Source organism: Pseudomonas syringae pv. coryli str. NCPPB 4273 (genome assembly GCF_000972175.1).
Lineage (GTDB): Bacteria > Pseudomonadota > Gammaproteobacteria > Pseudomonadales > Pseudomonadaceae > Aquipseudomonas > Aquipseudomonas syringae.
Window position 1 is genome coordinate 66,259 of record NZ_AWQP01000024.1, and the last position, 26,534, is coordinate 92,792.

Consider the following 26,534-nt stretch of genomic DNA (forward strand, 5'->3'; position numbering starts at 1 on the left):
ACTGCACGTCAGTACGCTAAGGAGATGTCATGCAGTCTTTATTCAATGCATTCGTCACGCTGTTGATGACCGTTGCACTGCTCGCAGGATGCAATCAGGTAGGACTGGCGTATCGCAACCTCGACGTGATCATTCCGTGGACGCTCAGCGACTACCTGGACATGAATTCGGAACAGAAAGGCTGGCTGGACGTGCGCCTCAAGCAACACTTGAGCTGGCACTGCAGCACCCAGCTGCCGGAATACCTGACCTGGCTGGACAAACTCGATGACATGGTCAAGACCGACCAGGTGACCTACGAAGGGCTGCAGGCTCGTACCAGCGAAGCCAAAGAGGCGATCGCCAAGATCTCCAAGGAAATCACTCCATCTGCCGTAGAGTTGCTGTCGCGCTTTGACGACAAGCAGGTGCAGGAGATGCAAGAGTCGTTCGCCAAGGATCAGCGCAAGCGCGAAAACAAATACCTCGACCAGCCATTGGAACGCCAGATCGCAGAACGCGCCGACCGTATGCAGAAACGCGTGACGCCGTGGGTCGGCAAGCTCAATCAGGCGCAGAAAGACCGCATTCAGGCCTGGTCTGCATCGCTCGGCGAACAGAACAAGGCCTGGATTGAAAACCGTACGCGTTGGCAGAACCTGTTCCTGGCCACGGTGCAGCAGCGTCAGGCCAGCGACTTCCCGCAACGCATCGCCGCGCTATTGCAGGACCGCGAGACGTTCTGGACCCCTGAATACCGCAAGGCCTACGACCAGACCGAGAAGGCCGCGATATCGCTGATCGTCGACATCACCGCCCTGAGCACCCCGGAACAACGCGCCAAACTGCTGAGCCGCATCGCCGACATGCGCAAGGACTTCACTGACCTCGATTGCCTGAAGTCGCAGAAGTGATCCGGTAGCCCTCTCACTTCAACTATCGTACCCATGCTCCGCATGGGTATGCCGTCCCGGATGCTCTGCGTACTGCCTTGAGTGCGCGGCGCGGCGCAGAATCGTGACGCGGAGCGTCACCCAATGCATTCCCACGGCGCGTGAGGAACGATAGCTCTACAACTATCGTACCCGTGCTCCGCGTGGGTAAACCGTTCTATGCGATCTGGGGCTTTTTGGCGATGGTGTCGAAGAGCGCGGGGTCAAGGGGGTCGCCGGCCTGTTCATTGAGCACCTGGCGTGGGTGGTCATTCCCCGGAATGCTGCTGTCGATCAAAGCCAACAGGCTTGCGCCGCGCTTTGTCAGCATGTACGTCGAGCCATCTCCGCCTTCCTCGCGAGGACGCGGTTCGATGTAGCTGCGATTGAGCAATGTCTCGAATTCAGTGGATGTCGGTGGGGTGCCGTTGTTCTGCACATCGTGCAGCAAACGCTCGATAAGGTCCCAGTTGTAAGTCATTTTTCTAAACCTCCGTCCAGCATGGAATGATCACCCATGACCTCCAGCCACGGGCATGCGACTCAAAGGGTGTGACCTGCGAGGTGTATGACGGTTCAGAGAAGCTGGCGGACGGTGTAACGAGGCGTTGTCAGTACTGTAAAGAGGTTGATCGCTCCCGAATGCACGGGAGCGATCACGGCAATCACTCGGCAGCCGGAGCCGGGGTGCTGCGTTTTTTCAGCGGGGCCATGCCGTCCTGGCTGACCAGGTCGGACTTGGGACGGTTGACCGTCTTGCGTTTGGTTGGCCCTTTGGCCGCGACCTTCTTCTTGTCCCCCTTCGCGTCGGTCTTTTTCTTCTTGACGCCTACCGCCTTGCCGGAGGCCTTGACCTTCTTCGGCCCGCCGTAGGTGCCTTTGACTTCCTTGATGACGCGACGCTCGAAGCTCTGCTTGAGGTAGCGCTCCACGCTCGACATCAGGTTCCAGTCGCCATGACAGATCAGCGAGATCGCCAGACCGTCGCTGCCTGCACGGCCGGTACGCCCGACGCGGTGGACGTAGTCGTCGCCGCTGCGTGGCATGTCGAAGTTGATCACCATGTCCAGACCTTCGACATCAAGGCCACGAGCCGCTACATCGGTGGCGACCATGATTTTCGCGCCGCCTTGCTTGAGACGGTCGATGGCCGCTTTGCGGTCCTTCTGGTCCTTGTCGCCGTGCAGCACGAACGCCTTGTATTCCAGCGCCACCAGGCGGCCATACAGACGGTCGGCCATGGCCTTGGTGTTGGTGAAGATAATGGCTTTCTGGTAGGTCTCGTTAGCCAGCAGCCAATTGAGAACCTGCTCTTTGTGCACATTGTGATCAGCAGTGATGATCTGGTGGCGTGTGCCGGAAGCCAGCTCGCTGACGCTGTTCACTTGCAGGTGCTGTGGATCCTTGAGCACCTTGCCGATCATTTCCCGCAGGCCAGCGCCACCGGTGGTCGCCGAGAACAGCATGGTCTGCTCACGACCGGCACATTCGCCGGCCAGACGCTCGACGTCTTCGGAGAAGCCCATGTCCAGCATGCGGTCGGCTTCGTCCAGTACCAGCACTTCAACGTGCTTGAGGTCCAGATTGCCTGCGTTCAACTGCTCCAGCAGACGACCCGGCGTGCCGATCAGAATGTCCGGCACCTTGCGCAGCATGGCAGCCTGAACCTTGAAGTCCTCGCCACCGGTGATCAAACCGGCCTTGACGAAAGTGAACTGCGAAAAGCGCTCGACTTCCTTGAGCGTCTGCTGAGCCAGCTCACGGGTCGGCAGCAGGATCACCGCACGGATGTCGACGCGAACCTTGGCCGGGCCGATCAGACGGTTGAGGATCGGCAGCACAAATGCGGCGGTCTTGCCGCTACCGGTTTGCGCAGTCACCCGCAGGTCGCGCCCTTGCAGTGCGAGCGGAATGGCGGCCGCCTGCACAGGCGTAGGCTCGACAAATTTAAGCTCGGCCACAGCTTTGAGCAGGCGTTCGTGCAGGGCGAATTCGGAAAACACGGGTGCTACCTCGACGAAAAACAAAAATACAGCTGCATAGCGTAACGGTTTCGAGCGCCGGGGCCGAGTTTCTTTACCACCAAAGGCCGATTTTGTTTATCAACGGCCGGATAAAGGTCATTCGAAACGTCGCCAGATAACGCCGCCGTCTCGCACCTCGCGCCGATATTTCACCCCTCTTGCGCGCGGAAAATCGAAGGTCGTGATTTCTTTGTCTACCTTCAGATTCGGTTAAGAAACCGCTTCGATACTCCACCCTACTCGCTGACCGGGGGAGGAGCCTCGCCAATGCCTGATATCGATTCGAACATTCGTCTACCGCTGAGTTTTGGCAATACCGGGGCACCCACCCTGACCCTCTTCCGCGCCTTGGCGCATGAACAGCAGCGTGAACCTCTGGAACTGTTCGTTCAGCAACAATTTCGCAAAGCCCACAACGCCGACGTCAGGCAATTCATGCCGGAGCTTTTCGGGCTCCAGGACGGCAGCGGCGCGCTGTGTGCCGTGGCCGGTATTCGTCACGCCAGCGCCGGCACATTGTTTCTGGAGAACTATCTGGATGCGCCCATCGAACAGCAGGTCAACGCTGCGGCAGGCCGCTTGATCGAGCGCCAGGGCATCGTCGAAGTCGGCAACCTGGCGGCTAACAGCCTGGGCAGCGCTCGACTGAGCATCATCACAGTGACCTGGTTGCTGGCGATGAGCGGGTTTGAATGGGTCGCCTTTACCGGCAATGCGGCACTGGTCAACAGCTTCAATCGTCTGGGCCTGAATCCGGTCACGCTATGCGCTGCCGATCCGGCCCGTCTGGGCGAAGGGCGTCACACCTGGGGCTCGTATTACGACTCACGGCCCAGCGTGCATGTCGGCGATATCCGTGCCGGTTTTCTGCACCTGAGCAGCATGGGCATCTTCGAACGTTTCGGACTGCCACAGACACTGGAGCCTGATTGCCATGTCGCATGAACGTGAAGCCTTTTGGCAAAGACTGCAGACGCTGGCCGATGAGCAGCCCCGCGCCATCGCCCTGCAAGGCGAAGACCGGACGCTGGATTACGCCGCACTGGTCGAGGAGATTACGCAGCGCCGCGAACAATTGCGCGTCGCCAATGCGCGGATCGTGGCGCTGATGCTGGACAACAGCCCCGACGCCCTGCTCTGGGACCTGGCCGTGCTGTTCGAAGGCCTGAGCTGCGTGGCGCTGCCGCCGTTCTTCAGCCTCACCCAAAGACGGCATTGCCTGGAACGAAGCCAGGCGGACACGGTGATTACCGGGTCGCTCTTCGCCCAAGAGCTGCAGGCCTCTGATTACAGACAACACGGCGCATTCTGGCAACGCCGCGCTGCCGAGTCCCCCGACATGCCGGTGGGCACCGCCAAACTGACCTTTACCTCGGGCACCACGGGCACCCCCAAGGGCGTGTGCCTGAGTGCCGACAGCATCCTCCGAGTTGCTCGCGGGCTTCATGAAGCCAGCCAGTCGGTGCGACCTGTACACCATCTGAGCCTGTTGCCGCTGGCGATCCTGCTGGAAAACATTGGCTGTTATGCAGCCCTGTATGCCGGCGCACGCATCAGCCTGCCAAGCCAGCAGGACCTGGGTATCCAGGGTGCCAGTGGCGTCGACGCCTCGCGTCTGCTGATGTTTTTGCAGCAGCGCCGCCCGGACAGCATGATTCTGGTTCCGCAATTGTTGCTGCTGCTGGTGACGGCCTGCGAAGCGGGCGCGTTCGATGCGTCGATGCTGAGCTTCGCTGCAGTCGGTGGCGCGCGCGTCAGCCTTGATCTGCTGTCGCGCGCTCAAGCGGCAGGTCTGCCGGTCTTCGAGGGCTATGGCCTGTCGGAGTGCGCCTCGGTCATCACCCTCAATCGCCCGGACGCCCAGCGTGCCGGCAGCGTCGGTCGCCCACTGCCGCACATCTGGCTGCGCCTGGCGGCTGACGGCGAAGTGCTGGTGGCCGGCAGTCCGATGCTCGGCTATCTGGGCGACACGACACCCGCACCGGCCTGGTGGCCTACCGGCGATCTGGGTGAGCTCGATGCTGACGGCTACCTGTACTTGAAAGGCCGCAAGAAACATCAGTTCGTGACCAGCTTCGGACGCAACGTCAATCCGGAATGGATCGAAGCCGAACTGACCCAGAGCCACTGTATTGCCCAGGCATTCGTGTATGGCGAGGCCCTGCCGTCCAACCACGCCCTGCTCTGGCCATCGCGCCCCGGCACCACTGACCTGCAGATCGACGAGGCCGTCAACAAGGCCAATCAGGCGCTGCCCGATTACGCCCGCGTCACGAGCTGGACTCGCCTCGACGAGCCTTTCAGCCCCGCAAACGGTTTGTCTACCGCGAATGGCCGGCCTCGCCGCGAGGCCATTCTTGAACGCTACCAAACACTTTTTACTCCCTCCAACCTGACCCAAGGTGCCTTGTCATGAGTTTTTTTCAGACCCTGCAGGATGCGACCCAGGAACAACGCGAAACCCTGTTCAATCTGCCGATCATCCGCCAGGCAATGGCCGGCCAGGTCAGCCTGGAAAGTTACCGGGCGTTTCTGACTCAGGCCTACTACCACGTGCGCCACACCGTACCGTTGATGATGGCTTGCGGCGCGCGGCTGCCGTCGCGCATGGAATGGCTGCGCGCGGCCGTCTGTGAGTACATCGAGGACGAATACGGGCATGAAAAGTGGGTACTCAACGACTTGCGTGCCTGCGGTGGGCAGGCAGATGCCGTGGAAAACGGCCAACCCGGCGCGCCTGTCGAGCTGATGGTCGCCTACCTTTACGACCTGATCGCACGCGGCAACCCGGTGGGCCTGTTCGGCATGGTCAATGTGCTGGAAGGCAACAGCATTGCCCTGGCCACGCACGCAGCAGACAGCATGCGCAAAGGGCTCGGCCTTGGGCCAGAAGCGTTCAGCTACCTGAGCTCTCACGGCAGCCTTGACATCGGCCACATGGAAACCTTCCGCACACTGATGGACAAGGTCGACGATCCGGACGATCAACAGGCCGTGATTCATGCGTCGCGCATGGTTTACCGCCTGTACACCGACATGTTTCGCGAGTTGCCGGGCGCTGCCCTGACCGCGCACCAGGAGTCGGCTCATGCGGCTGCCTGACGCGCACGTCGTCCTCACCGGTGCCAGCGGCGGCATCGGTCTGGCCATTGCCGAAGCATTGTGCAGCCAGGGCGCCAAGGTGCTGGCAGTGTCGCGCCATGTGCATCCGCTGCGTCAGCTGCTCGAACTCTACCCGGCCAACCTGCACTGGGTCGAGGCGGACCTGTGCACGGCTCAGGGTCGTCAGCAAGTGGTCCGCGCGGTCGGCGCCGTGCCTGGCGTCAACCTGCTGATCAATGCGGCGGGCACCAACCATTTCGCGATGCTCGAACAGCTGTCAGCCAGCGACATCGATTCCATGCTGACCCTCAATGTGCATGCCCCGATCCAGTTGACCAGCCTGATGCTGCCGGTGCTCAAGCAGGCCAGCGAAGCCATGGTGGTCAACGTCGGTTCTACCTACGGCTCCATCGGCCATGCCGGGTATGCCACCTACTGCGCCAGCAAGTTTGCGTTGCGAGGGTTTTCCGAAGCGCTGCGTCGCGAGCTGGCCGACACCCGGGTGGGCGTACTGTACGTCGCCCCGCGCGCCACCCGGACCAGCATGAACAGCGCCGCGGCGCAGGCACTGAACGACGCGCTGAGTTCGGCAGTCGACGACCCGCAAGACGTCGCCCAGGCGGTGCTCCAGGCCATTGCAGGTAACCGCAGAGAGCTTTACCTGGGTTGGCCGGAGCGTTTTTTCGTCAGGCTCAACAGCTTGTTGCCGACCCTCGTGGACCGGGGCCTGCGCAAGCATCTCCCGTTGATCCGCCATCACAGTTCACCCATTGCGCAAGAGAAGCACATACCATGAAAAGAATCGCTTTTGTCGTCATGAGCCTGATCAGCCTGCCGCTCTGGGCACTCGATGCACCCGACCAGCAGCGTCTGGCCGGTATCCAGAAGGAATGGGCGCATATTCAGTATGGCCTGCCCGAGAAGCAGCGTGTCGACGCGTTCGAGAAGCTGGCCACGCAAGCCACGGCCTTCACTCAGGATCGTCCTGACGCAGCAGAAGCGTGGATCTGGTCAGGCATCGTCACCAGCAGTTGGGCCGGGGCACAAGGCGGCCTTGGCGCGCTGGGCAAAGCCAAACAGGCAAAGGCCGACCTGGAAAAGGCCATGACCCTGGACGCCAATGCCTTGCAGGGCTCGGCCTACACCAGCCTGGCAGCGCTGTATGACAAGGTTCCGGGTTGGCCGATAGGCTTCGGCGACTCGGCCAAGGCCGGGCAATTGCTGGAGCAGGCGTTGAAAATCAACCCTAATGGCATAGATACGCTATTTTTCTCGGCGCAACATCAGTTCGATCAAGGCAACTATGCTCAAGCACAGCAAGCTCTGAACAAGGCGTTGCAGGCAGCACCCCGTCCGGGCCGTGAAGAGGCCGACGCCGGGCGCAGGAAAGACATCCAGTCGCTGCTCGCCAGCGTGAACAAGAAGCTCAACTGACGGAGACACCATGCGTCTGCTGCTTATCGAAGACGACGTTGCATTGGGCGAAGGCATTCAGCAGGCACTCAGCCGGGAAGGCTACACCGTTGACTGGATCAAGGACGGCAGCAGCGCCCTGCATGCCCTGCTCAGCGAGAGCTTCGATCTGGCCATTCTCGACGTCGGCCTGCCGACGCTGAGTGGGTTTGAAGTCCTGCGTCGACTGCGTCACAGCGGCTCGACGCTGCCGGTCATGATCCTGACCGCACGCGACGCCACCGAAGACCGGATTATCGGCCTGGACAGTGGCGCTGACGATTACCTGGTCAAACCCTTCGATGTATCCGAGCTCAAAGCCCGCTTGCGCGCCCTGCTACGCCGGAGTGCCGGGCGCGCCAAGGTGTTGATCGAACACAACGGCATCCGCCTGGACCCCAGCACGCAACAGGTCAGCTATCACCATGCCGCAGTTGCCCTGACGCCCAAGGAATATCAATTGCTGTATGAATTGCTCTCGCCACCAGGCAGGGTCATGACCCGCGAGCGGCTGATGCAGCTGCTCTATGGCTGGAACGAAGAGGCCGAAAGCAACACCCTTGAAGTGCACATTCACCATCTGCGCAAAAAGTTTTCCAGCACCCTGATCCGCACCATTCGAGGCGTGGGTTACCTGGTGGAGGAGCGTTCTTGAAGTCGATACGCCGCCGCACACTGACCCTGATCATCGGCCTGCTGCTGAGTGGTCTTCTGGTACTGACGCTGTTCAACGTGCATGACAGCAATCACGAAATCGCGGAAATCTACGATGCCCAGTTGGCACAGAATGCGAGGCTGCTGGAAGGCGTGATGCGCATGCCCATGGAGCGCAAGGAACATGCGCAGCTCTATCAGGCCTTCAATCAGGCTCTCGCCCAGGCCGAACCCCGTGTGGACGGCCACCCTTACGAGGGCAAGATCGCCTTTCAGGTCTGGGACAAGGACAACAACTCGCTGGTACACACTGCCAGCGCCCCGACCTTCACTCATCCGCCACAGAGCACCGGGTTCAGTGATTTCAACGACATGGCCGGCCATCAATGGCGAGCCTTCGTGCTCAGGGACGAGCAGCATGGTCTGCTGGTCTGGGTCGGTGAGCGCGATGACGTGCGCTCGGATCTGGTCAATCGCATTGTGCGTCACACAGTCTTGCCGAACCTGATCGGCAGTCTGGTGCTGATGATCGCCATCTGGCTGGCGATCCGCTGGGGGCTGAGGCCGCTGGCCGATTTCGCCAATACCCTGCGCGGCCGTAACGCCGGTGCTCTGCACCCGCTGCAGCTCAACGCCCTGCCTACCGAACTGGAACCCATGCAGGCCGCCCTGAACCGCCTGCTGGGACAGATTCAGGACCTGCTCAAACGTGAGCGGCGCTTCATTGCCGATGCGGCCCACGAAATGCGCACGCCTCTGGCGGTCCTGCGGGTGCACGCGCAAAACGTACTGGAAGCGCACAACGAAGAACAGCGGAAACAGTCGCTGGGCTACCTGATCATCGGCGTGGACCGCACCACGCGGCTGGTCAACCAGTTGCTGACCATTGCGCGCCTGGAGCCCGGCCCGTCGCCAGCGGGCAAGGTGGCGGTGGATCTGGTCAGCGCTGTGCGCGACAGTCTGGTGCAATTGACACCGTGGGTGCTGAGCAAGCATCTGGAGTTGTCCTTTGAGTGCAGTGAAGCCAGCCGTGACGTAACGGTGGACTTCCCCGCGCTGGACATCGCCTTGCACAACCTGATCACCAATGCCGTCAACTTCTCCCCCGAGGGCGGCCAGGTCACGGTGGGGCTGACGTTCAGTGAGCATTGCTTCCGGCTCAACGTCGACGATCAGGGCCCCGGTATCGATGAGCAGGAACGCGAACGCTTGTTCGAGCCGTTCTACAGCCGTGGCAACGATCAAGGCGTGGGACTGGGGCTGGCCATCGTGGAGAAAGTCGCGCTGCTGATGGGTGGCAACGTAAGCCTCGACAATCGTCCGGAGGGTGGGCTCAGGGCCAGTCTGCAGGCGCCGTTGCGCTGACCATTGAGCAACGCGCCGAGGGACGGCCATCGAGTGCCGTCACGACACCGGCAGCAGCACATCGACCACCAGACCGCCGCCCGGCCGATTGCGTGCGGCGATCTGCCCGCCGTGCATTTCGATAGCCCGCAGGGCGATGGCCAGGCCCAGGCCAAAGCCCTGCGCGGCATTCTCCGGACCGCGCTCGAAGGGCTGGAAAATCCGTTGCAGGCACGCCTCGTCCACACCCGGCCCCTGATCGATGACATTGACCATCAGGCACAGCGGCTGGGCCTGAACGTTGGCGACCACCACCACATCCGTGCCGACCGCCGTGTGGCGAACGGCATTGCGGATCACGTTTTCGAAGGCCCGGTAGAGCAGTTCGCTGTCGACCTGTGCGACGAAAGACCCGGGAGCCTGCAGCCTGACCCGACACTGCTTCAGTCCGGCCTCGAATTCGGCATCTTCGACGATGGCCGCCAGCAGGCTGATGACATCGACCTGGTCGCGGGTCAGGCTTTCGACATCGCTCTGCATGCGTGCCAGGGTCAGCAATTCTTCGATCAATGAATCCATGCGCTCCGATTCGCGCTCGATGCGTTCGAGCATGTCCAGTTGGGTCGGCTCCTGGCGCAACAGGCCAATGGCGGCACTCATGCGCGTCAGCGGCGAACGCAGCTCATGGGAAATGTCATGCAGCAGTTGTTGCTGGGAGTCGGCCATGACCTTGAGCTGATTGGCCATGCGGTCGCAATCCTCGGCAAGGTCGACGATTTCATCGCGCCGCCGGCCCATGTCGGGCTTCACCCGTGTGTCGAAACAGCCTCTGGCGACCTTGCCCATCGCCTCCCGCAACTTCATCAGCGGTGCCACCAGATAGCTGCTGAGAAACCAGCTGAACAGCGCACTCATGACCGTGCCGGTGATCAGCGGATTGAGGTGAGAGGGTTGATCGTCATGGTTGGGGCGCTGGGTAGAGCGGATATGCACGAGTGCACCTTCGCGCGTACGCACGGCGAGTTCGAAGCGAGGATTCTCCAGCGGCTCGCCCGCCAGCAGCAAACCCTGGTTGTCGTACAGCCCGACCCTGCCTTGCCCCTCCGGCTGCCAGGCATCGAGCAACGCCTGCCCTGCGGCGATGCCCGACTGCTGAAGAATACGCACCTCGTTGTCGAGCACCGTACTGAACGAAGGATCGCCTCGCCCTGACTGGGTGAACATGAACAGACCTGCACCTACCATGAAGGTCAGGCTGGTCGCCAGCCAGAACGCCAGGAACAGCTTCCAGAACAACCGGCTCGGCCTCATGGCGTGATCAACATATAGCCCAGATTGCGCACGCTCTGTATCCAGCTCTGGTTATCGTTGCGCGGACCGAGCTTGTGGCGAATGCTGCTGATGTGCACGTCGATACTGCGATCGTAGCGAGCCAGCGGACGTCCCAGCGCGTTCATCGACAGGTTCTGCTTGCTGACCAGTTGCCCGGCATGCCGCGCCAGCTCTTCGAGCAGGCAGAACTCGTTGCCGGTCAGTTCAAGCGTCACGCCCTGCCAGCGCGCTTCACGCTTGCCAGGCCAGAGCATCAGCTCTCCGGCCTGAATCACATCCCGGACCGCATCGACTACCGACACCGCACGCACCCGGCGCATGATCGCCCGCAGACGCGCTACCAGCTCACCCGGCGAGCTGGGCTTGGGCACGTAATCGTCGGCGCCCAGTTCCAGCCCGGAAATACGGTCGATATTGTCGCCGCGGGCGGTCAGCAGAATCACCGGCACCTGGCTTTGCGCGCGGATCCGCCGCAGCACTTCGATCCCGGAGATGCGCGGCATCATGATGTCCAGCACGACAATGTCGTGACGCCCGGACAAGGCTTCAATCTCGCCCTCTTCAGCGCTGTTGGTGCAGGTCACGTCGAAGCTTTCACGGGTCAGGTACTGGCTGAGCATTTCCGTCAGTTCCCGGTCATCGTCGACAAGCAATACGGAAGTCATGGCAGGCCCTTGATTGGTGGTTGCCGATTATCCCGGCGCTGCTGCGGCGTGTCAGCCGGGCTCGATGATCTTTACCTAACCTTACACGGCGTTAACCGTCCCCAACATGCCCTCGCCCTATGCTGCGCAGCCAACAGCGCCCGCCGGACCGGCCCTTTCTGGCGTGTCATCGGCAGCGCTCAAATGCCTTTGTCGCAGCTTTCTGGAAAGGGTTTGATGATTTCTTCGCGTCTGCTTCTATCGTTCTGCCTGTTAATCAGCGTCCCGCTGGCACACGCCGACACTTTTTCCATCTCGGACATCCGCGTCAACGGCCTGCAACGCGTATCAGCCGGCAGCGTATTCGCTGCGCTGCCGCTCAATGTCGGCGATCAGGCCGATGAGCAGCGCCTGGCCGACGCGTCGCGCTCACTGTTCAAGACCGGTTTCTTTCAGGACATCAACGTTGCACGCGATGGCAATGTGCTGGTGATCAATGTAGTCGAACGCCCCTCTATCGCCAGTATCGAGATTGTCGGCAACAAGGTCATCAGCACCGACGACCTGATGAAGGGGCTCAAGCAGTCGGGGCTCAGTGAAGGCGAGATATTCCAGCGCGCCACGCTGGAGGGCGTGCGCAATGAACTGCAACGCCAATATGTCTCCCAGGGCCGCTACAGTGCCTCGGTCGATACCGAGGCGCTGCCTGCACCACGTAACCGCATCGCCCTGAAAATCACCATCGACGAAGGGACGGTGGCGTCGATCCAGCACATCAACGTGGTCGGCAACACCGTGTTCTCCGATGAACAGCTGGCTGATCAGTTTCAGCTCAAGACCAGCAACTGGCTGTCGTTTTTCAAGAACGATGACAAGTACGCCCGCGAAAAACTTTCCGGCGACCTGGAGCGACTGCGCTCCTGGTACCTGGACCGCGGCTACATCAACATGGATATCAACTCGACGCAGGTGTCGCTGACGCCTGACAAGAAAGGCGTGTTCATTACCGTCAATATCACCGAAGGCGACCGGTATACGGTGGGCAGCGTCAAACTGGGCGGCGACCTGAAAGTGCCGAAGGACCAGCTCGAACAACTGATTCTGGTCAAACCGGGCCAGGTGTTTTCACGCAAGGTCATGACTGACAGCACCAACCTGATCACCCGCCGTCTGGGCAACGATGGCTACACATTCGCCAACGTCAACGGCTTGCCGAAAGCCAACGATGCCGATCACACCGTTGATATCAGTTTCGTGGTCGACCCCGGCAAGCGCGCCTACGCCAACCGCATCAACTTTCGCGGCAACACCAAGACCGCCGACGAAGTGCTGCGCCGTGAAATGCGCCAGATGGAAGGCGGCTGGGCCTCGACCTACCTGATCGACCAGTCGAAGGTGCGCCTGGAGCGTCTCGGTTTCTTCAAGGAAGTGAACGTCGAAACGCCAGCGGTCCCCGGCACCGACGATCAGGTGGACATCAACTACGCCGTCGAAGAACAGGCCTCGGGCAACATCACCGCCAGCGTGGGCTTTTCGCAAAGCGCCGGGCTGATACTTGGCGGCTCCATCTCGCAGAACAACATTCTCGGCACCGGCAACTTCGCCAGCCTCGGCATGACCCGCTCCGAGTACCAGACCAAGTACAACTTCGCGTTCACCAACCCGTACTTCACGCCTGACGGGGTGAGCCTGGGCTACAACGTTTTCTACAACGCGACCGACTACAGCAAGTATTACGATGACGACGACGAGGTCTCCTACTACTCGCTCAACAGCGTGGGCGCAGGGGTCAACCTCGGCTATCCGATCAGCGAAACATCGCGCCTGACCTACGGGCTGTCGATCCAGCGTGACACCCTCGACGCCGGCAGCTACAGCGCTGACGAGATCTATGACTTCATTGAGCGCGAGGGTGATGCGTTCACCAACCTCAAGGCCAGCGTCGGCTGGTCGGAATCGACCCTCAACAAGGGCGTACTGGCCACCCGCGGGCACTCGCAAAGCCTGACCCTGACCAGCACCGTGCCGGGCAGTGACCTGCAGTTCTACAAACTCGACTACAACGGCCAGACCTTCCTGCCGCTCAGCGACACCACCTCGCTGCGCCTGCATACCAAACTCGGCTACGGCAACGGTTACGGCGATACCGACGGCCTGCCCTTCTACGAAAACTATACGGCGGGCGGCCAGGCCACGGTGCGCGGCTTCAAGGACGGCACGCTGGGGCCGCGCAATACCCCGGCCACCGGCACCTACGCCAGTCAGGGGCAGATCTACTATTCCGACCGCGACACCGAAGCCCTGGGCGGCAACATCCTGATCACCGGCGGCATGGAATACCTGTTCCCGATGCCCTTCGTCAAAGACCAGAAATCCCTGCGCACCTCGCTGTTCTGGGACTTCGGCACGGTTTACGCCGACAAGTGCTACCTGACCACCACGCAGAACTGCGGCAACATCAATATCGACCAGATGGCCAGTTCGGTCGGCGTCGGCGTGACCTGGTACTCGCCGCTCGGCCCCCTGAGCTTCGACCTCGCCGTGCCGATCAAAAAGCCCGAAGACGCCGAGACCCAAGTGTTCCAGTTCTCGCTGGGCCAGACCTTTTGAGGCGGACCTTTTACAGCATGAACAAGGCGGTCTTTACCCAGCATTACCTGGCCCGGACCGCGCTTTACATCCCGTCGTTGAATACTGCCTGCACTACTAATCAGGTCAGGAGTCGTTACATGAGCCGCGAAGTCAGACAGATCACCCCCGATGTGCAGGAAATCATCCAGCACGCCTTGCGCTCACTGCTGGGCAAAGGCTTCGTCATCGCGCTGTTCGGCAGCGAGGATGCAACCGGGGCCATGCACTACCATTTGCGTATCGACCACGACGCCACGGGGCTGGGCATCGAGCATCACGACCACGTCGAAGACGGTTTCATCGACGATATCTTCATGCTCGCCACCCGCATGAAAGCCATGCTCAAGCAACGCGAAACCCTGTCTCGCATGCATGGCGGCAGCCAGGCGACGGGTCAGGTGCGGCTGCTGACCTGGATCACCGAGGACAACAGCCAGACGGTCATGCAAACCGCCGAGGCTGCGGGGCGCGAATGTTTGAGTGCGTTGCGCGAGCGGCGGCTGCGGGCTTGAATCATGAGCGTCGCACGGCTCAATCAATGGCCGAGACCATCAGTTCTCGCAACCACCTATGAGCCGGATCGCGGTGCAAACGCTCTGGCCACAGCATGAGCATTTCAAACCCCGGAATCGAAAGCGGCGGTTCCTGAACCACGAGCGTCGGCTGGCCGCGCACCAGCCGTTCAGGCAGCACGGCAACCAGGTCGCTGCTGGTCAATGCCGACACCAGCGAGCCGAAATGCGGCGCCGACAGCACGACCCGTCGGCTTAACCCCAGCGCCGCCAAGGCCTGATCGGTGCTGCCGGCGAAGCCACCGCCGTTGGGAGACATGACCGCATGCTCCAGCTCACAGAAACGTGTCAGCGACACGGGTTGCACAAGGTCCGGATGATCATGCCGGCCAGCAAGCACATAACGCTCATGGATCAACGACCGCTGGCGCAGCTTGGGCGGCGCCTCCTCGCGGGTGTGCAACGCCAGATCCAGCCGACCGCTTTCAAGGTCCGCGGCCAGGCTGACCGGGTGCTTGTTCAACAGGGCCAGACGTGTGCCCGGAGCACTGCTGCGCAACCTGCCGAGCGACGGCCATATCAACGCGATGGTCGCGTAGTCGCTGGCAGCCACGCGCCAGGTGTGATCGGCCGTTGCCGGATCGAAATCCCGGCCGGGCAGCAAGGCTGACTCCAGCGCTGCAAGTGCCTGACGGAGTGGTTCGCGCAGTTGTTCAGCCCGCGCAGTCGGGGTCATGCCCCGCGGCCCCGGCAACAACAATGGATCCTCCAGCACCAGCCTCAGCCTGCCCAATTGCAGGCTGACCGTCGGCTGAGTCAGATTCAGCCGATGCGCCGCGCGGGTCACGTTCTGCTCCGAGAGCAGTGCATCCAGCGTGACCAGCAGATTGAGGTCGATACGCCGCAAGGTATTGTTCATGCACATACCATGTGTTTGGGAGATTGATTTCCAGCATACCCGAGCGAGTCTGTAGCGTTGCCCCATTACAGACAAACCGGAGCCCCCCATGAACGTACTTATTGTCTACGCCCACCCCGAACCGCGCTCGCTGAACGGGTCGTTGAAAGACTTCGCCGTCGATCATCTGCAGAACAACGGCCATCAGGTGCAGGTGTCCGACCTTTACCAAATGGGCTGGAAGGCGATCATCGACGCCAACGATGCACCCGGTCTTGAGAACAACAGCCGATTTGACCCTGCCCTTGAGTCGCAACGCGTGTTTGCCGCCGGTATCCAGCCGCCGGACATCGAGGCCGAACAGGCCAAACTACTCTGGGCAGACGCCGTCATATTTCAGTTTCCACTCTGGTGGTTTTCGATGCCCGCGATCATGAAAGGCTGGATAGAGCGGGTGTACGCCTGTGGTTTCGCCTACGGCGTGGGCGAGCACAGCGACCAGCACTGGGGTGATCGCTACGGTGAAGGAACGCTGGCAGGCAAGCGCGCCATGCTGACGGTGACCATGGGCGGCTGGGAGTCCCACTACAGCGAGCGGGGCGTAAACGGGGCGCTGAACGATGTGCTCTTTCCTATCCAGCACGGCATCCTGTTCTATCCAGGCTTCGATGTGCTCGCGCCCTTCCCCGTGTACCGGGCAGGCAAGGTGGACAGCGCAACCTTTGCGCGGATTTGCGCCGACTACGGCGACCGCCTGGATACCCTGTTCACCCTCGAGCCCTTGCCCTTTCGCAGGCAGAACGACGGTGACTACGAGATCCCGGCACTGACATTGCGAGCGGATCTTGCAACAGGTCGGCAGGGGCTGGGCATTCACCTGCGCGATCAGTGACTGATCACACAGAAGGCCCTGCAGTTGCAGGGCCTTTTCATGCGTAGTGTTTTCTGGCGGACTACTTCAGGTTGTTCTTGAAAAACTCGCCCAGCTTGTCGAACGGGATCAGATCGACCCGATCGTACAGATCCACATGCCCGGCTTCCGGCACGATGATCAATTGCTTGGGCTGGCCGGCCAGTTTGTACGCTTCCTCGCTGAACTCCAGAGAGTGCGCCTTTGAACCGGCGATGAACAACATCGGGCGTGGCGAGATGGTCGCGATGTCGTTGAACGGATAGAAGTTCATGAACTTGATGTTGCTGGTCAGCGTCGGGTGAGTGGTCAGTTCGGGGGACTGGCCTTCGGGCGTGAACTCGCCCCGTGGCGTGCGATAGAAATCGTAGAACTCGCGTTCGATCGGGCCGGATGTGTCAGTCAGTTTGTGTACCGTGCCGCTGGTATACGCAGTGTCGCCGCCGCTGTATTCCACGTCGCGCTGCAGTGCCGCCTGCTCGATGATCTTCTTGCGCTGCGCCAGCGTCTGCGAGTGTTTCAGGCCGTTGCGGTTGGCGGCGCCCATGTCATACATGCTCACCGTGGCAATGGCTTTCATGCGCGGGTCGATCTTCGCGGCACTGATGACAAAGCTGCCACTGCCGCAAATCCCCAGCACGCCGATTCGTTTTTTGTCCACGAAGGTCTGAGTGCCCAGGAAGTCCACTGCAGCACTGAAGTCTTCGGCGTAGAGATCGGGTGAAACGGCGTTACGCGGCTGGCCTTCGCTCCCGCCCCAGAACGACAGGTCCAGCGACAAGGTGACAAACCCCTGCTCGGCCAGTTTCTGCGCGTACAGATTGGCACTTTGCTCCTTCACCGCCCCCATCGGATGGCCGACGATGATTGCCGGAGCTTTAACGTTCGGGTTCGAGCCTTTGGGTATAAATAGATTGCCCGCGACTTTCATCTTGTACTGGTTGTTGAACAGCACTTTTTGCGCAACGACCTTGTCGCTTGTGTAGAAATTATCGGCACCGTGAGACATGTCTGCTCCTGTCGCAGCGTATGAGCTTATTAAAAGCCCAAGCATCAAAAGAATCTTTTTCATGGCGTGTTACCTCGTTGAGAAATTGACCCGCGTTTATCTGCCCGGCCCTGACCGGTGTTGCTTTCCTGCAGGGACGCGTTGTCGCGTGCCGTCCAGGCCAGCGCGGCCGAACACGCCAGTAACACGCCACCGAATGCGAACGGGCTCCACCAACCGAGGCTGTCGAACAGCGCGCCGCCGATGCCGGCCCCGGCGGTAATCGCCAATTGAATGGTCGCCACCATCAGGCCGCCGCCCGCCTCGGCATCGTCGGGCAGCGTGCGGCTCAACCACAGGCCCCAGGCGACCGGTGCGGGCGTGGCAATCAGCCCCCAGACGGCAAGCACAATGGCGACGGCCTGAGGCGAATGACCCAGACCAGTGAGCGCCACGGCCAGCACCGCCATCAGCAGCGGAATGCCGATCAGGCAGGCATACAGGCCTTTGTGCAGCAGCCTGCCGATCAGGTAGGTGCCGACCAGCCCGCTGGCCCCCAGCGCCAAAAGCATCAGGGACAACGTGTTGACGCTGACCCCGGTGATCTCTTCCAGAAACGGGCGCAGGTAGGTGAAGACGGCGAACTGGCCCATGAACAGCAACAGGATCGCGCTCATGCCGAAGGCCACTTGAGGGTTGCGCAGCAGGCGGAACGGATTGCGTGCCCGGTTGTTCGGCTGGCTGCGCATGGCCGGCAGGCTCAGCCACTGCCAGGTAAACGCCAGCGCGGCGAGCGGGATGACCAGGAAAAACGCCCCGCGCCAGCCGATGTACTGGCCCATGAAGCTGCCCAATGGCGCGGCGACCGTTGCAGCCAGCGCATTGCCGCCGTTGATCAGTGCCAGGCCCTTGGCGACCGATTGCTTCGGCACCAGCTTCATCACGGTAGCGGTCGACATCGACCAGAAGCCGCCAATGGCAATCCCGAGCAATGCACGGCCTGTCATGAACAACCAGCCGTTGGAAGCCAGCGTGACGATCACGCCAGACACCAGCAGCAACAGGCTGAAGCCCAGCAGGACAGGCTTGCGATCAAGATGCCCGGTCAGAGGCGTGTTCAGCAGGCTGGTCAGCACAGCAAAAAAACCGGAGATCGAAATCGCCTGCCCGGCCTGCCCCTGACTGATGCCCAGGTCCTGCGCGATGGGTGTCAGCAGGCTGACCGGCATGAACTCCGAGGCAATCAGCACCACCACACACAGCGCCATCGAAAACACGGCGCCCCAGGCTGGCGGCTGAGTGGTTATTTCGGACTGCTTCAGAGTTGAATCAAATGCTTGCATGCGTCCTGACCTGGCGACGTTAAAAATTAGTCGGCACAGGTTAGGGCAAAGGTATTAGGATGATTAGACACCACAATTTAAACGCGCTTGTGAGAAGCACTCAGTAATGAGCACACCCAAACTCAATGATCTGCAAGCCTTTCTGCAGGTAGCACGCGATCAGAGCTTTACCAAGGCGGCCACCAAGCTGGGCGTTACGCCTTCAGCCCTGAGCCACACCCTGCGCGGCCTTGAAGAGCGCATGGGCCTGCGCCTGCTGGCGAGAACCACCCGCAACGTGGCCCCGACCGAAGCAGGCGAACGGCTGATGCGCTCGATCGGGCCGCTGCTGGATCAGATTGCTGCAGAAGTCGAAGTGTTGGGCGAGCTGCGTGACAAGCCCGCCGGCACCATTCGCATTACCTGCTCCGATGACGCCGCAGAAGGCATCATCCGCCCGATGCTTGCAGGGTTTCTGGCGCAGTACCCGGATATCCAGATCGAGATCTGCATCGACTACGGCTTCACCAATATTGTCAGCGAACGTTTCGATGCCGGCATCCGCCTGGGTGAATCCATCAGCAAGGACATGATTGCCGTACGCCTGGGACCTGACTGGCGCTTGTCAGTGGTCGGCTCGCCTGCCTACTTCGAGCGACACCCCGTCCCGCTGCAGCCTCAGGACCTGACTCAACACACCTGCATCAACATCCGCCACTCGCCGAACGGCAGCTGCTACGCCTGGGAGTTCGAGAAGGGCAGCCGCAAGCTCAACATACGGGTCAACGGGCAATTCACGTCGAACAGCATGATCCATGTGCTCAACGCCGCACTGGACGGCGTTGGCCTGGCCTACGTGCCGGACTCCATGGCCGAGCCGCACATCGCCAGCGGCCGCCTGAAAGAAGTGCTGGTCGACTGGAGCCCGTATTTCGAAGGTTTTCACTTGTACTACCCGAACCGGCGACAGGCGTCGCCGGCGTTCAGTGCGTTTGTCGAGGCGGTGAGGTATCGGGGCTAGTCCCCCGCCGCCTGATTACTGCGCGGCTTTCAACGCATCCGCGACCTTGTTCAGCGAACCTTGAGCAGGCTCGGCAAGCAGTTTCAGCTCGGTGGTTTTGCCACGCACCACCACTTGCATGGCGGTGGGCGCACCCTTTGCGTCACCCACGATCCGGTAAACGGTGTCGCCGCGCACGAAGCTCAATACGTGACTGGCAGCGTCGTACTTCAGTTGCTCACCGTCAGCATGGGGAAACAGCAGCCCGACCTGATTCTTGCTGTCCACGGCCGCGTAGAAGACCGGGCTTGCGTCCCCTGAGCGGAACAACACAATGCGCTTGCCGGACGGCGCGAGCCTGAACGACAGGAGAATCTCACGCTGCTGGTCTTCCTCCCAGACGATGCTGGTGGTGTGCGTCATCTTGCCATTCTGATTGCGACTGACTGTTTCAGTCGGCAGTCCCGACCCACCGGTATGGTCAAGGACCGTCTGTGTTTCCAGAACCGGCTCGCCATTACGGATGCTGTAGGTAGACGTCTGGTGCCAGCAGCAACCGTCTTTGGTCATGGTCTCGATCTTGCGGGTTTTCTCATCCACGCTGAACAGGCCGCAGTTGTTTTGCGCCAGTTTGGTAAACGAATCGCTGTGCCGAAAACCATCGGCCGTGCCGAGAAAGACCTGATACGAGGGGCCGTGATAGCAGCTGTTCTGCCCGTCCATCAAGGCCAGGTCCTTGATGCCATCAAAGTTGAAATCCTGATAGATCAGTACGCTTTGTTCGCCATAGGGCAACTCGTGCACGTTGGTTTTGACCTTGCCGGTTTTCGGGTCAGTGCCGAGCACCAGTTCGTCGGACTGCACGCGGATCAAGGCCGCACCGCTGGCCTTGTCGTACACGTTGATGACGCCGGGACGAAACACATCGTCCTTGGCGGAAATATCCAGCGTCGCACGGTATTTATCGGAAAAGTCCTGCAAGGCATAGTTCTCCCGGGGCGAGCCCGCGAACCCTGCGGCGTCCATTTCACCGTAGGTCGGTAACGCGCCGGCGGCACTCACCAGTGTCGACGAGGCCAGGCCGACCAGTACCCACAAGGCCTGCAACCCGAGACGTGACGCACAGCGTTGAACGATGGATAGGTGCAAGACGCAACTCCTTTGATGATGAGCGATGAGTCTACTTCAGCAATTGATACAATTTGAAATCATTGCCCAACGTGCACTTCGTGCTCACAGGCCGCCCCGTCCGACCCGGTAAATGTTCTAATCACGCCCCCCTCTTCGCTCAACGGGCCCGATGCTTTTATGGATATTCACTCGCTTTGGCTCAAGACCCAGGAAATCTGGGACATGCTCGATCAGCACCCGTGGGTACGCACCGGGCTGGCCCTGATCCTGTTGCTGACCGCCGCACTGGTACTTGGCCGCGTGGCGCGCTTTCTGGTGCTGTATGCCGTGAGGATGCTGGGCCGTCAGGCATCGCTGCACTGGATCAACGACTTTCGCCACAACAAGGTTTTCCATCGCCTGGCGCAAATGGTGCCGTCGCTGGTCATTCAATTCGGCCTGAACCTGGTCCCCGGGCTGAGCGCCACAGGCAAGAACGTCATCGGCAACCTGGCGATGGCCTTCACCATCCTGTTCATGACCCTGGCCATCGGCGCCCTGCTCAACGCCCTGCTGGACATCTACGCGCGCACCGAACACGCCCGCACGCGCTCCATCAAGGGTTACGTGCAGCTGTCGAAGATGATCCTGTACGTCTTCGCCGGGATCATCATCGTCGCCACCCTCATCGACCGTTCGCCCCTGCTACTGCTGTCCGGCCTCGGCGCCATGTCGGCGGTCATCCTGTTGGTCTACAAGGACACCCTGCTCTCCTTCGTCGCCAGCGTGCAGCTGACCAGCAACGACATGCTGCGCGTCGGCGACTGGATCGAAATGCCGCAAGTGGGCGCGGATGGCGATGTGGTGGACATCACCCTGCACACCGTCAAGGTGCAGAACTTCGACAAAACCATCGTCTCCATCCCGACCTGGCGCCTGATGTCAGAGTCGTTCCGCAACTGGCGCGGCATGCAGCAATCCGGCGGACGGCGCATCAAGCGCAGCCTGTTCATCGACGCCAGCGGCGTGCGCTTCGTGCGCGACGATGAAGAACAGCAACTCATGCAAATCCACCTGCTCACCGACTACATCGGCCGCAAACAGGCCGAATTGCTGGCCTGGAACCAGGCACAAGGCAACGTCGCACAAATGTCCGCCAACCGCCGGCGCATGACCAACATCGGCACCTTCCGCGCCTACGCCCTGGCGTACCTGAAAAGCCACGTCGACATCAACCCGAACATGACCTGCATGGTTCGCCAGCTCGAACCCACCTCACAGGGCATCCCGCTGGAAATCTACTGCTTCACCCGCACCACGGTGTGGGTGGATTACGAGCGGATACAGGGGGATATTTTCGATTACCTGATTACGGTGATGCCGGAGTTCGGGTTGGGTTTGTATCAGCAGCCTAGTGGGGCGGATATGCGGGTGGGGTTGAGGGGGGAGACTGCTCAGGTGGGGGCTACACCGTTGGTAGAGCCGTTGCCTACAGAACATTCGGGCTGAGAGGCGCAGATAATGCGTAACTGAGTGCTCAAGATGGATTCACACCCCCTTAGGAGCTGGATATTGAGTAATCGCATGGGCTTGCCCACCCGTTCGCAGTCGACGTGACCAGTCATTTACATTGCCATGACCGGCAGAGAACGGCCAATTGCTGTACTCGATCTGTGCAAGCAAACGCAGTTTTCTTCATGCTGTAGTGAATTCCTGATTCAAGCACTTATCATTGCATGCGCCCATCATCACGAGATTTCTAATGGGCGATCTATTTTGGTAGGTTACGACTCTCACAACATTTTTCGACAGGAGGTCATGGTGGCTAAGCCAGCGGCGCGAAAAGGTGATCCATACAGCTGCCCTCTGCCAGGGCACGGCACTAACCCTATAGCATCAGGATCTCCTGACGTATTCTTCGACGGCCTTCCCGCAGCGCGTCAGGGCGACACATGTACTTGCGGTAGCGCGCTTTCTTCAGGGCTGTCTACAACCGTGTTCATTAACGGCAAGAATGCGGCGACCATCGATACCGGAGGCACACACGGCGGTATCGTGATTGGTGGTTCGGGTACGATAATAATTGGCGATACACACACCCCCTGCGAGTTTGTTCCTCCTACTCCGTTAACGGGTTTCGCAAGCTGGATCGGCTTCAGAATTCCTGCTGACGAAAGCTATGAGGGTTTATCGTGCACCGCACATTTTGAGGATGGATCATCACTGCAAGGTGTATTCAATAAAGACAATGCCGTTAAGTTTTCGAATCCGTCCGGTAAGACCTGCGTGATGCTCAAGTTTGCGGAGCAAGCATCCGCAGAGCCCCGCTCTCTCACGGAGAGCCTATTGAACACGATTTTAGGATAAGGACCATCCTATGACAGAGCCGTACATTGTCACCGGCAGCTATGTCGTTCAGCGTGAGCATGCCTTGCAAGACTCTCCCCTCGACAGAGCGTTAGAACTGATGGAGGGGTCTGCGCTAAGATTTTCACTGGATGCGATCTCTGATGAAAAGATCAGAACGAGCTATACCACGAATATAAAACGCATGTCTCAGCAAGTTCGAGATGACGTGAAAGCGGGAAATATTACGGCGCAAGAAGGGGTGAAGTTCAGTCACGAGATGCGAAACAAAATCATGATGGAGCATCGCAAATTTACTTCAGCGCAGGGGTTGGCGATCGTTCAGAGGAAGAAAAAAGAGGGAAAGGGACTCAAAACACTTTTGGATATGTATTCTGAAAACCTTTTTCAGAAGGGTTACGACAGTCTTTCAGAAGTAGAAAAGAACAAGGTTCACTACGCCATCCTAGAATCTTCGGGCCGTGATAATGCGAAATTCACGACGGGTACAAAAAAAATGCTGATCATGGGCAAGCTTGGTGTTCTCGTGACGGCTGCTCTCGCAACTTATCAAATATTGAATGCTGACAACAAACCCAAAGAAGCAGCTCGCCAAGGCATCATCGTCGGCGCCGGGGCGGTCGGCGGTATTTTTGCGGGGATGGGGGTTAGCGCATTGTGCGGGCCAGGCGCCCCCATTTGTGCAATAGCAGTTGTCTTGGCGGGAACAATCGCCGGTGGTGTCGCAGGTGAAGCGGTGGCGAGTTCACTGGACGAAGAGTTAGAGGAGCTCACACATTGGGAAATCTTCTGAACGAACCACTACTGACTAAAGTCAGAGCAGCTCTTTCCGAGCCATTCAATGATTTTCCAGTCGAATATGACTATGTGGCGAACAAGGTGAGAGGTGTCGACCCTAAAATACTTTACACAATCCTCTATTCAGAGGTCGCGCCGGTATGCTTCACCAATCTCGTGGCAGCTGTGCCTCCGGTGTGGACGGGGTTCGACCCCGAAACGCTCAAAGAATCGATAGAAGAAAGGCTGGCGGCTAGAGAGCGTAACTGGTTTCGCCAGCAGTTCGATAAGGTGCTGGTTCGCTGGCTGCAATACAACTACGCTTACATCTGGAAGGAAATCGCCAGTAGGCTTTGAACCCTAAATTACAACAGACTAGTGTGCTGCAAGCGGATTAATATCAAGCCAGAGCTGAATTTGGCATCTCATGACGTTTCGCATGCGAAATACCGTAGCAGCATGATTGGCATTGGCATGGCCCGGATCTGATGCAGCTGCATCTGGTCTGAACTGGATTGGGAAACGACCAGATCGGCGCCCAAGCAATTATCCTGAGCCCCGAAGCACCCGCCGAGCCAAGCCGGAGCATAGGGTATGACTCCAAAAATCTGCGTGATGTTGAGACAGCACACTAGCCTCTTCCCTCGTAACGTACCAAATCTAACGCGCACAGCTACCGACAGGACAAGTACTGACACAGTCACTTTTGTACATTGCCTGATCAGATTTCACCGAGCATCACCCTCATGTCTTTTACACAAAATGTGGACCCGGAAAAAATCCACATCAACCGATGCTTCAGCACACCATTGGCCAGCCTGATCTATCCAGAGGCTGACTTGCTGAACCTGAAATTGCTGGATGCGATAGAGACCCGCAGGAACGAGGAAACCGGGGCATTGCACAGCAATGACGGTGGCTGGCAGTCCTCCGCCGATTTCCCTGCATGGGCAGGTGATGCAGGCGAAGCAATTCTCGCCTTTGCCATGGACTTCGCAACACAGCTCACTGCGGTCCACAGCGAAGATCACGGACTGATCGAGCCCGATTTCGAATGGCGCCATAACGCATGGGTCAACGTCAATGAAGCAGGCCACGGAAACGCTCTGCATGGCCATCCAGGCGCATTCTGGTCTGGCGTCTACTGGGTTGACGATGGTGGCCGACATGATGACGTCTCAATCGGCGGCGACCTAGAATTCCCCGACCCTCGCGGCATGATGCCTTCGGTCTACAACCCGACACTTCGCATGCGCATTGATGGCTGCCTGACGGCTGGCTACAGCACCACCATCACGCCATGCACCGGAACACTCGTCATGTTTCCGTCCTGGCTCATGCATCTGGTGCAGAGCTACAAAGGCAAGCGCCCGAGGGTTTCGATTGCGTTTAATTTTGGTGTTTAGCCATTCATCAGCCGCGCGAGAATTCAGCAGATTTGGTCACCTGCCGTGATATCCAGCCGACCAGAAAATCCGGAACATCGTAATAACAAACGCCAGAAGCCAGAAAGCCCCGCATTGCGGGGCTTTCTGGTTATGTAATGGCGCAGAGACAGGGAAGTGTTGCCGCTTATGGCATGAAGGCTTCGGTATATGGCTTGCGGCATGACGGCTAAACCAAAGGACGTTCTACTGGCTTGGCACTCATCGAGGTCTGGAAGTAATAGTTTGGAGGAATGGAAACATTTTACCTGAGCCAGAAGTCCTAATGCCGATATCAGCCTTCAATCGTAAAGGATAAAACGATGCGAATCAGAGAAGTAGGCCAGGCGGTGTTGATTGTCAGTGGTGCGTTGATGCTTGCTGCCTGCTCAGGCGGACCTTCCGAAAGTGAGATTCAGGCCGCCTTGCAACCCAGGCTCGAGGGAGCTTCCTGTGTGCGTGCGTCTATGTTCAAGACCTTCCCGGTGACTCTGGAGAAAGGTTTCGGGAGCGGCACTTCGATGGGTAATGAGCCCGCTTTCGATGCGTTGGCGGCCGCGGGGCTGCTCGCTAAAAGTGGCAAGACATATTCCCTCACTGACCCTGGGCAAGCTGTTTATGTCCAACAGGAGTCAGGATTCTGTTATGCCCAAGGCTATGAGATAGCCAAGATCAAAGACACGTCAGAAAACACCGAACAAATGGGCCCGGCCGTTGATAAGTCATGGGTCGTGACGGTGGACATTCGTCAGAAGTCGGTAGCCGCGTGGGCCAAAACACCTGCTGTGCAGAAACTGGCACGCAACCCGGAAACGCTTTCTGAAGAACCGAAAACCTATCGCGTGGTTGTCGGCAGGTTGAAGGCGGATAACACGCTGCAGTTGATCGACCCGAGCTTTTCTATCATGCGTGGTTTGACCGTCAATCAGGCGTATTGAATCCATGGCAACACCCCATCGCTCCACCCAGCACATGGGCTGAGCGGGCTTTGCGTTTGCGGTTCTTTGGCGGATGGCAATCCTGATGATAAGGGCGATAGTGTCCACGTGTTTTAACGTGGGCAACATTGCCCTTATCGCTGGGATCGGGAAGATGACTTCACCGGACGGTTACAAATTCATGATAACCGAGC

The 26,534-nt window shown here is 59.5% G+C and carries 26 protein-coding genes; 18 read left to right on the forward strand and 8 right to left on the reverse strand.

The annotated features are described in order from the left end of the window. Positions 1-29: 29 nt before the first annotated feature. Complete coding sequence (locus tag P406_RS12400; protein WP_046236315.1) at positions 30-893, forward strand: DUF6279 family lipoprotein; 864 nt, start codon at positions 30-32, stop codon at positions 891-893. A gap of 196 nt (positions 894-1,089) precedes the next feature. Here P406_RS12400 and P406_RS12405 read toward each other — a convergent pair whose 3' ends face one another. Together P406_RS12405 and P406_RS12410 are read right to left on the reverse strand one after the other, a co-directional pair. Next, positions 1,090-1,392 carry a hypothetical protein gene (locus tag P406_RS12405; protein WP_003418307.1) on the reverse strand — a complete coding sequence of 101 codons (303 nt, stop codon included), beginning with the start codon at positions 1,390-1,392 and terminating at the stop codon, positions 1,090-1,092. Between the two features lie 184 nt (positions 1,393-1,576). Then, the gene (locus P406_RS12410; protein WP_003402477.1) at positions 1,577-2,914 is read right to left on the reverse strand and encodes a DEAD/DEAH box helicase; all 1,338 of its coding nucleotides are present in this window, start codon (positions 2,912-2,914) and stop codon (positions 1,577-1,579) included. A gap of 288 nt (positions 2,915-3,202) precedes the next feature. On the opposite strand from P406_RS12410, the gene P406_RS12415 reads away from it, so the two are divergent. The 7 genes from P406_RS12415 to P406_RS12445 are packed head-to-tail and all read left to right on the forward strand — an operon-like array spanning position 3,203 to position 9,508. Next, positions 3,203-3,880 (forward strand): thermostable hemolysin, encoded by a 678-nt coding sequence (locus P406_RS12415; RefSeq protein ID WP_003412767.1) that lies wholly within the window; start codon positions 3,203-3,205, stop codon positions 3,878-3,880. Continuing rightward, complete coding sequence (locus P406_RS12420) at positions 3,870-5,351, forward strand: AMP-binding protein (RefSeq protein WP_046236316.1); 1,482 nt, start codon at positions 3,870-3,872, stop codon at positions 5,349-5,351. The genes P406_RS12415 and P406_RS12420 overlap by 11 nt, the downstream gene beginning before the upstream one ends. Next, entirely contained in the window at positions 5,348-6,037 is a 690-nt protein-coding gene (locus P406_RS12425) for an iron-containing redox enzyme family protein (RefSeq protein WP_046236317.1), read from the forward strand. Before P406_RS12420 ends, P406_RS12425 begins: the two co-directional genes overlap by 4 nt. Next, the gene (locus tag P406_RS12430; protein WP_003412774.1) at positions 6,024-6,833 is read left to right on the forward strand and encodes an SDR family oxidoreductase; all 810 of its coding nucleotides are present in this window, start codon (positions 6,024-6,026) and stop codon (positions 6,831-6,833) included. The genes P406_RS12425 and P406_RS12430 overlap by 14 nt, the downstream gene beginning before the upstream one ends. After that, the gene (locus P406_RS12435; protein ID WP_046236318.1) at positions 6,830-7,471 is read left to right on the forward strand and encodes a tetratricopeptide repeat protein; all 642 of its coding nucleotides are present in this window, start codon (positions 6,830-6,832) and stop codon (positions 7,469-7,471) included. The genes P406_RS12430 and P406_RS12435 overlap by 4 nt, the downstream gene beginning before the upstream one ends. Positions 7,472-7,481: 10 nt before the next feature. Next, entirely contained in the window at positions 7,482-8,144 is a 663-nt protein-coding gene (locus P406_RS12440) for a response regulator (protein WP_046236319.1), read from the forward strand. Further along, entirely contained in the window at positions 8,141-9,508 is a 1,368-nt protein-coding gene (locus P406_RS12445; protein WP_046236320.1) for an ATP-binding protein, read from the forward strand. The genes P406_RS12440 and P406_RS12445 overlap by 4 nt, the downstream gene beginning before the upstream one ends. A 39-nt stretch (positions 9,509-9,547) precedes the next feature. On the opposite strand, the gene P406_RS12450 is transcribed toward P406_RS12445, so the two are convergent. Both P406_RS12450 and P406_RS12455 read right to left on the reverse strand, forming a co-directional pair. Beyond that, on the reverse strand, positions 9,548-10,783 hold the full coding sequence (locus P406_RS12450; protein WP_046236321.1) for a HAMP domain-containing sensor histidine kinase: 1,236 nt from the start codon (positions 10,781-10,783) through the stop codon (positions 9,548-9,550). 11 nt (positions 10,784-10,794) lie between these two features. Then, positions 10,795-11,484, reverse strand: coding sequence for a response regulator transcription factor (locus P406_RS12455; protein ID WP_003412780.1), 690 nt, complete (start codon positions 11,482-11,484; stop codon positions 10,795-10,797). 216 nt (positions 11,485-11,700) lie between these two features. On the opposite strand from P406_RS12455, the gene bamA reads away from it, so the two are divergent. Together bamA and P406_RS12465 are read left to right on the forward strand one after the other, a co-directional pair. Then, on the forward strand, positions 11,701-14,073 hold the full coding sequence (gene bamA, locus P406_RS12460) for an outer membrane protein assembly factor BamA (RefSeq protein ID WP_003412781.1): 2,373 nt from the start codon (positions 11,701-11,703) through the stop codon (positions 14,071-14,073). A 119-nt stretch (positions 14,074-14,192) separates the two neighbouring features. Beyond that, a complete protein-coding gene (locus P406_RS12465) occupies positions 14,193-14,606 on the forward strand; it encodes a hypothetical protein (RefSeq protein WP_011268652.1) in 414 nt (137 codons plus the stop codon). Positions 14,607-14,625: 19 nt separating this feature from the next. Here P406_RS12465 and P406_RS12470 read toward each other — a convergent pair whose 3' ends face one another. Continuing rightward, positions 14,626-15,525, reverse strand: a complete 900-nt coding sequence (locus P406_RS12470; RefSeq protein WP_046236322.1) for a LysR family transcriptional regulator — start codon at positions 15,523-15,525, stop codon at positions 14,626-14,628. Positions 15,526-15,613: 88 nt separating this feature from the next. On the opposite strand from P406_RS12470, the gene P406_RS12475 reads away from it, so the two are divergent. Beyond that, positions 15,614-16,396: an NAD(P)H-dependent oxidoreductase gene (locus tag P406_RS12475; RefSeq protein ID WP_046236323.1), complete on the forward strand. Its 783-nt coding sequence runs from the start codon at positions 15,614-15,616 to the stop codon at positions 16,394-16,396. Positions 16,397-16,457: 61 nt separating this feature from the next. Here P406_RS12475 and P406_RS12480 read toward each other — a convergent pair whose 3' ends face one another. Both P406_RS12480 and P406_RS12485 read right to left on the reverse strand, forming a co-directional pair. Beyond that, complete coding sequence (locus P406_RS12480; protein ID WP_046236324.1) at positions 16,458-17,486, reverse strand: alpha/beta hydrolase; 1,029 nt, start codon at positions 17,484-17,486, stop codon at positions 16,458-16,460. Beyond that, positions 17,483-18,745, reverse strand: a complete 1,263-nt coding sequence (locus tag P406_RS12485) for an MFS transporter (protein WP_046236325.1) — start codon at positions 18,743-18,745, stop codon at positions 17,483-17,485. The genes P406_RS12480 and P406_RS12485 overlap by 4 nt, the downstream gene beginning before the upstream one ends. Positions 18,746-18,851: 106 nt before the next feature. On the opposite strand from P406_RS12485, the gene P406_RS12490 reads away from it, so the two are divergent. Continuing rightward, positions 18,852-19,745, forward strand: coding sequence for a LysR family transcriptional regulator (locus P406_RS12490; protein ID WP_003425485.1), 894 nt, complete (start codon positions 18,852-18,854; stop codon positions 19,743-19,745). 15 nt (positions 19,746-19,760) lie between these two features. On the opposite strand, the gene P406_RS12495 is transcribed toward P406_RS12490, so the two are convergent. Continuing rightward, complete coding sequence (locus tag P406_RS12495) at positions 19,761-20,873, reverse strand: XAC2610-related protein (protein WP_046236326.1); 1,113 nt, start codon at positions 20,871-20,873, stop codon at positions 19,761-19,763. 159 nt (positions 20,874-21,032) lie between these two features. On the opposite strand from P406_RS12495, the gene P406_RS12500 reads away from it, so the two are divergent. From P406_RS12500 to P406_RS12520, 6 genes are all read left to right on the forward strand, one after another. Beyond that, positions 21,033-22,343, forward strand: a complete 1,311-nt coding sequence (locus P406_RS12500) for a mechanosensitive ion channel family protein (RefSeq protein WP_046236327.1) — start codon at positions 21,033-21,035, stop codon at positions 22,341-22,343. A gap of 309 nt (positions 22,344-22,652) precedes the next feature. Beyond that, positions 22,653-23,201, forward strand: coding sequence for a PAAR domain-containing protein (locus P406_RS27680; protein ID WP_153222559.1), 549 nt, complete (start codon positions 22,653-22,655; stop codon positions 23,199-23,201). A gap of 10 nt (positions 23,202-23,211) precedes the next feature. Beyond that, on the forward strand, positions 23,212-23,994 hold the full coding sequence (locus P406_RS12505; protein ID WP_046236328.1) for a hypothetical protein: 783 nt from the start codon (positions 23,212-23,214) through the stop codon (positions 23,992-23,994). After that, positions 23,979-24,335, forward strand: coding sequence for a DUF7079 family protein (locus P406_RS12510; protein ID WP_046236329.1), 357 nt, complete (start codon positions 23,979-23,981; stop codon positions 24,333-24,335). The genes P406_RS12505 and P406_RS12510 overlap by 16 nt, the downstream gene beginning before the upstream one ends. A 407-nt stretch (positions 24,336-24,742) precedes the next feature. Then, on the forward strand, positions 24,743-25,384 hold the full coding sequence (locus P406_RS12515; protein ID WP_003418373.1) for a putative 2OG-Fe(II) oxygenase: 642 nt from the start codon (positions 24,743-24,745) through the stop codon (positions 25,382-25,384). A 341-nt stretch (positions 25,385-25,725) separates the two neighbouring features. Next, positions 25,726-26,340, forward strand: a complete 615-nt coding sequence (locus tag P406_RS12520; protein ID WP_046236330.1) for an SEN1982 family lipoprotein — start codon at positions 25,726-25,728, stop codon at positions 26,338-26,340. Positions 26,341-26,534: the final 194 nt, after the last annotated feature.